The organism is Duganella sp. CY15W, assembly GCF_009857555.1.
Taxonomy (GTDB): domain Bacteria; phylum Pseudomonadota; class Gammaproteobacteria; order Burkholderiales; family Burkholderiaceae_D; genus Rugamonas; species Rugamonas sacchari.
In genome coordinates, this window is sequence record NZ_WWCQ01000043.1 from 1 (window position 1) to 210 (window position 210).

A 210-nucleotide genomic window follows, 5' to 3' on the forward strand; every position below is an offset into this window, starting at 1 on the left:
AAAAGCATTAAATGCTCCACAAGAAATAAGCAGTAGTAATACTGTCAGTATTTTGAGTGAGCGAACCATGGTCAGCAATGATCATAAAACAGAGATTAAACTAAAGAGTTTGATCCTGGCTCAGATTGAACGCTGGCGGCATGCCTTACACATGCAAGTCGAACGGCAGCACGGAGCTTGCTCTGGTGGCGAGTGGCGAACGGGTGAGTA

1 rRNA gene is annotated in these 210 nt (G+C 45.7%); it reads left to right on the forward strand.

Going from position 1 to position 210, the window contains the following annotated elements:
- Positions 1-97 precede the first annotated feature (97 nt).
- Positions 98-210: ribosomal RNA gene (locus tag GTP58_RS30995) — 16S ribosomal RNA — on the forward strand; the annotation flags it as partial.